General features: G+C 35.4%; 5 protein-coding genes and 3 pseudogenes. 5 read left to right on the plus strand and 3 right to left on the minus strand.

Features of this window, described 5'->3' with window-relative positions:
- The 5 genes and pseudogenes from OZD66_RS01290 to OZD66_RS01310 all read left to right on the plus strand — a co-directional run.
- A pseudogene (locus tag OZD66_RS01290) lies at nt 1–242 on the plus strand (transposase); the annotation flags it as partial.
- Between the two features lie 27 nt (nt 243–269).
- A pseudogene (locus OZD66_RS01295) lies at nt 270–1,295 on the plus strand (sensor histidine kinase); the annotation flags it as partial.
- 174 nt (nt 1,296–1,469) lie between these two features.
- Complete coding sequence (gene bcp / locus OZD66_RS01300; RefSeq protein ID WP_065094483.1) at nt 1,470–1,937, plus strand: thioredoxin-dependent thiol peroxidase; 468 nt, start codon at nt 1,470–1,472, stop codon at nt 1,935–1,937.
- A 16-nt stretch (nt 1,938–1,953) separates the two neighbouring features.
- Nucleotides 1,954–3,051 carry a DNA replication/repair protein RecF gene (gene recF / locus OZD66_RS01305; RefSeq protein WP_138264925.1) on the plus strand — a complete coding sequence of 366 codons (1,098 nt, stop codon included), beginning with the start codon at nt 1,954–1,956 and terminating at the stop codon, nt 3,049–3,051.
- Nucleotides 3,052–3,545: 494 nt separating this feature from the next.
- Nucleotides 3,546–3,668: a hypothetical protein gene (locus OZD66_RS01310; protein ID WP_259348575.1), complete on the plus strand. Its 123-nt coding sequence runs from the start codon at nt 3,546–3,548 to the stop codon at nt 3,666–3,668.
- Between the two features lie 69 nt (nt 3,669–3,737).
- Here OZD66_RS01310 and OZD66_RS01315 read toward each other — a convergent pair whose 3' ends face one another.
- The 3 genes and pseudogenes from OZD66_RS01315 to OZD66_RS01325 form a co-directional block, all read right to left on the minus strand.
- Nucleotides 3,738–4,067: a TrbC/VirB2 family protein gene (locus tag OZD66_RS01315; protein ID WP_182368064.1), complete on the minus strand. Its 330-nt coding sequence runs from the start codon at nt 4,065–4,067 to the stop codon at nt 3,738–3,740.
- Nucleotides 4,068–4,284: 217 nt separating this feature from the next.
- Nucleotides 4,285–4,641 carry a TrbC/VirB2 family protein gene (locus tag OZD66_RS01320; RefSeq protein WP_015589491.1) on the minus strand — a complete coding sequence of 119 codons (357 nt, stop codon included), beginning with the start codon at nt 4,639–4,641 and terminating at the stop codon, nt 4,285–4,287.
- A 20-nt stretch (nt 4,642–4,661) separates the two neighbouring features.
- Nucleotides 4,662–4,871: pseudogene (locus tag OZD66_RS01325) on the minus strand (TrbC/VirB2 family protein); the annotation flags it as partial.
- Between the last annotated feature and the right edge of the window lie 83 nt (nt 4,872–4,954).

The raw sequence follows: 4,954 nt of genomic DNA on the forward strand, positions 1-4,954 counted from the left end.
GTTTGAGCAATTTTTGACACCAATCTTGGAACCTGGACAAACTGTCATTCTTGACAATGCTACTTTTCATAAGTCTGATAAAGCTTGGTAAAGGAGTTGGTGCAGAAATTTTGTATCTGCCTCCATATTCTCCAGATTTCAACAAAATTGAGCATTATTGGTTTGCTATAAAAAACAGAGCCAGGAAAAACATTCCTCTATTCGAATCCTTTCGTCGTGCTGTTGATTCTGCCTTCCTATGACCTGTTCGGACTATTATGAGAAATGCTATACTTACAAACGATGAAATTGATAAACTATTAAGTAACCAAGAAATATTTTATACTACAGGAAATACATTAACTTCTATTTTCCCTATATTCCATGAAAATAGCGCTAAACCGTCGTTTTTTTTGAAGATTCTTCGAAGCTACAATAATTCTTATGTTATAGCATATGGCCTATTTTTAGGCTTATTATTAATAATTTTAATATTAATAATGTTCTATTTGCACTTTTCTAATACCAAAATGCTGGCCAAGCAACATAAAACTAACATTGAATTACAGCAGATAAAAGAGGCATTAGAGCAAGAAAATGCAAACAAGCTAAAGTTTTTTGCAAGCGTTACACATGAGTTACGCACACCTCTTAATGCTATTATTGGATTTGCAGAGTTGATCAAAAATAAAACTTTAGGTTCAATGGATAACTCTCAATACAAGGAGTATGCAGACGATATATATAATGCAGGGACGCATTTACTTGCTTTAATTAACGATGTGCTCGATTTTTCTAAAGCTGAATCAAGTAGTTTAACAGTAGAAAAAGTGAAGTTTAACCTGAACAAAATAATGGATTCATGCATAAATATGCTATTACCTAAATTAAGAGAAACTGAGATTAATTTAAAAAAAGAGATACCTAATAAGCAATTATTAGTTATTGCAGATCCTAAGAGAATGAAACAAGTTATAATAAATTTATTATCAAACTCAATCAAATTTACCCCAAAGGGTGGTTTAATAAGAATGGTGGTAAAAGAAAATATAGAAAAAAACTTATTAACTATTGAGTTTCATGACAATGGAATAGGGATAATGCAGCAGGACATATATAAAGTTATGTCTGTTTTTGGCCAAGCAGATTCGGGGTATAGAAACGAAGGTACGGGCATCGGATTGCCGCTAAGCAAGAAATTAGTAGAGTTAATGGGTGGAACTTTTGACATTAAAAGTGAAGCAAAACTTGGTACTACGATAACATTGAACTTCTTTTATGAAGAACAAACATGTGAAGATTCGATTGATTTTTAATAGGATCTATTGATATGGTCTTGAAAACCACACTTTATCAAAAGCGGCAAGCCGAGAAGGCAGTTATCAATAAGCCCCCTGTCAAGAATCTTATCTGTGTTAGCTATATATAAAATTTGATACTCTGACTACAATATACTACTATAGATAGAAGTGTTATTAATGGAGCAAGGTATGGAATTAGCAGTAGGAAATAATGCACCCGATTTTAGCTTGCCAGCAGATTCTGGTGAAAATTTATCACTGAGTGAATTTTTTGATAAAAAAAATGTAGTTCTTTATTTTTATCCTAAAGACGATACTCCGGGTTGTACAATGGAGGCAAAAGGCTTTAGAGATAAAATAGATGATTTTTCTTTCCTTGACACAGTGATAATTGGTGTATCAAAAGATAGTGTTAGATGTCACACTAACTTCAAAGCAAAATATTCTCTGCCGTTTTCTTTAGTTTCTGATGAGAATGCTGAAATGTTGGGAAAATATGGTGTTTGGGTAGAGAAAAGTATGTTTGGCAAAAAGTATATGGGAATAGAACGCACTACTTTTTTAATAGATAAAAAAGGTAAAATAGTGAAGATCTGGAAAAATGTAAAAGTTAGTGGACATGTTGATGAGGTTCTGGAAGAAGTAAAGAGAATATAAACTAAAGAATAGGTTAATGGCTACCCATTGCTACATAAAAAAGCTGAAATTACATAATTTTCGTAGCCACTCAAACTTTGAACTGGATTCAGATGATAGCTCAGTTGTAATAACTGGCAAAAACGGTATTGGTAAAACTAATATACTTGAAGCAATCTCGTTGCTTGCTAAAAGCAATGGAATGAAAAAAGCAAAAGCCAGTGAGATACAAAATAGATTCAGTAATGAAGATTGGGTAGTGCACTATGATTTTTTTAATGGAATGGATTTTAATTCAATTGGTATCGCAAAGAGTTTTGATAAGAAACTAATACAAATTGATGGAAAAACGCAATCGAGTTATTCATCTTTGTATAAGATATCCAATGTAATATGGCTGATTCCACAAATGGACTATGTTCTTCTTAATTCTCCAAGTGACAGATTAAAATTTTTAGACCGTATAGTCTCACTGTTTGAGGAAAATTACACTTGCTGCTACATGAAACACAGAAAAGCTAAACGTGAGCGAAGTAAACTGTTGAGAGAGAACACCTTGGACGAAAATTGGCTCTCTAGTCTTGAAAACATAATGGCCGTTAATGCAGTTAGTATTTTACGTATGCGATCGTCTGTTTTAAAGACACTACAAGACACAATTGATAACCATTCCAGTGAGTTTTTTCCGAAGGCAAGTTTGAAATTCAGCAGCCAGCTAACTTTGGACGATACTGCAGAATATTTTCAGAATCGTCTAAAGGAAAACAGAGAAAAAGATTCATTGACTGGTAGAGTAACCTTTGGTGTGCATAACGATAATTTTCGGGTTTTTTGTCAAAAAAGAAACGTACCAATAAATCTGTGCTCCACTGGAGAACAAAAGTTATTACTGCTTTCTATTATTTTATCCAGTGTAAAAGCAAGGTGTATTCATTACAATAAGGCACCACTTCTTCTACTTGATGATATAATGTCTCATCTGGATAAACATTACAGAAAGGCGTTAATGGAGGAAGTGTTAAGTATTCAATGTCAAACTTGGATAACTGATGTAAATCAAGATAATTTCAATAGCTATCTTTATTCTTTCAAGTTTTTTGAATTATCAAATGAATTAAATGCAAAACTTCCTTGACAAACCTCGCCAGCCCCCTTATCATGGCACTGAAGGTATTCAGTTATCTTCATCTGTGCAGATTAAACAGCAAGAAAACAACGTAGTTGGCGTCTTATTTTTAATTTTTTGCACTATGTGCACCTTATGTCTTCACAACATTTCTGGGTTTTTACCTATATAAGCTGAAACGCGCTTATAAGTCGTTTAAGACAGTATAGTACGCCGATTTTGCAGGATTAGAGAGTGACAACTAGCTAACACGGGGTTTCTTTTGCCTTTTTTTCTGCTTAGTAAATTTCTTAAACATTCAAACTAAGGTGAGTTGCATTCAAAAGCAGCTAAATTGCAGTGTTTAAGACTTAAAAAACGCCAATACTGAAAATAGACAATGACCAGGGCTTCTTTTGCCTTTTTTTTCGTTTGGTAAATTTCTTAAATATTTATGGCTAAACGACAACCGTCATCCCGCTACTTGTTAGCGGGATCTCTTGTTAGCGGCTGAGATACCGCGAATGAATCGCGGTATGACGGTATGCGGCGGCATGACGATAAGCCTTGTCATTCCAGCGCGTGACGCTGGAATCCAGACTTTAACTGATATGATTACAGAAAGAGAATTTATTAGGTATTCATAGACACTGAAAGTGGTCAGCTTGACCACTTTCAAGTAAAGAAAACTACGTTTGTGCCTCCAATAATTTCTATTATTTATCCGCTACTGCACCGTCTTTACAAATCACACCTCCTGGTGTTATTTTTGAAACGACTACAGGAGCGCCAAAAAACACAGCAGTGAATGCACCGAGTGCAAAAAGCGCTGGCCACGGCATTCTACCGAATATTGCAAGCAACGCTGCACCAATTATCACTATTGTGATCATTGGTCCACCTATGCCATGAGTATAGCCTATTATCTTGCATATCACTGATGATGTTGTATCATCTGTATCAACAAAAGCATCTGCAGCATTTGTAGCATTTGCATCAAACGCAAAGGAGAAAATTAAAACCGCAAGTAGAAGAAAATTTTTCATTATACCCTCCAATCATTTCTGTCCTAAGTTAGATTATTCTGCAATTTGATTAAATTTGACTAAATGGTAAGGGTTCTAGTAAATTTGTCATCCTATCAGTTTATAAAAATTCCCGGATCTCAGTGTTATTCACTTGGACAACATTTATACAATTGTGGAATAATGGTGCTCCTTTAAGAAGCACCGTTTAGCTAATGCTTTTCTAAATCTGCAGCGCCTATTTTTTACACGCTCCTGTACTTGTATCCCAGTTGGTACCATCAGGGCAAGCAGTTGCACCATTTTTACAAATTACACCGCCTGGTACTATTTTTGAAACAACTACAGGTGCACCAAAAAACACAGCAGTAAATGCACCGAGTGCAAAAAGCGCTGGCCACGGCATTCTGCCAAATATTGCAAGCAATGCTGCACCAATTATTACTATTGTGATCATCGGTCCACCTATGCCGTGAGTATAGCCTACTATTTTGCATATTGTGTTTGACGTTGCGTCATCAGTAACACTGCTAGCAAAAACATTATCAAATGCAAAGGAGATAACCAAAGCCACAAGTAAAAGAAAATTTTTCATTATGCCTCCAATAATTTCTATTACTTATCCGCTACTGAACCGTCTTTACAAATCACACCTCCTGGTGTTATTTTTGAAACGACTACAGGAGCACCAAAAAACACAGCAGTGAACGCACCGAGTGCAAAAAGCGCTGGCCATGGCATTCTGCCGAATATCGCAAGCAAAGCTGCACCAATTATCACTATTGTGATCATCGGTCCACCTATGCCGTGAGTATAGCCTATTATAGCTCTTTCCATAAAAGTCCGGATGTGATAGGATAAGGATAGATGATGATAAGGAGGTTGAATGCCAGCAGCATATAGTTATG

The sequence above is a fragment of the Wolbachia endosymbiont of Drosophila baimaii genome, from assembly GCF_028982185.1.
Taxonomy (GTDB): domain Bacteria; phylum Pseudomonadota; class Alphaproteobacteria; order Rickettsiales; family Anaplasmataceae; genus Wolbachia; species Wolbachia pipientis.

Bases quoted from the DNA above. Each gene is read 5' to 3' on its own strand.
- bcp (WP_065094483.1), top strand. From the start codon at position 1,470: ATGGAATTAGCAGTAGGAAATAATGCACCCGATTTTAGCTTGCCAGCA.
- recF (WP_138264925.1), top strand. From the start codon at position 1,954: ATGGCTACCCATTGCTACATAAAAAAGCTGAAATTACATAATTTTCGT.
- OZD66_RS01310 (WP_259348575.1), top strand. From the start codon at position 3,546: ATGAATCGCGGTATGACGGTATGCGGCGGCATGACGATAAGCCTTGTC.
- OZD66_RS01315 (WP_182368064.1), bottom strand. From the start codon at position 4,067: ATGAAAAATTTTCTTCTACTTGCGGTTTTAATTTTCTCCTTTGCGTTT.
- OZD66_RS01320 (WP_015589491.1), bottom strand. From the start codon at position 4,641: ATGAAAAATTTTCTTTTACTTGTGGCTTTGGTTATCTCCTTTGCATTT.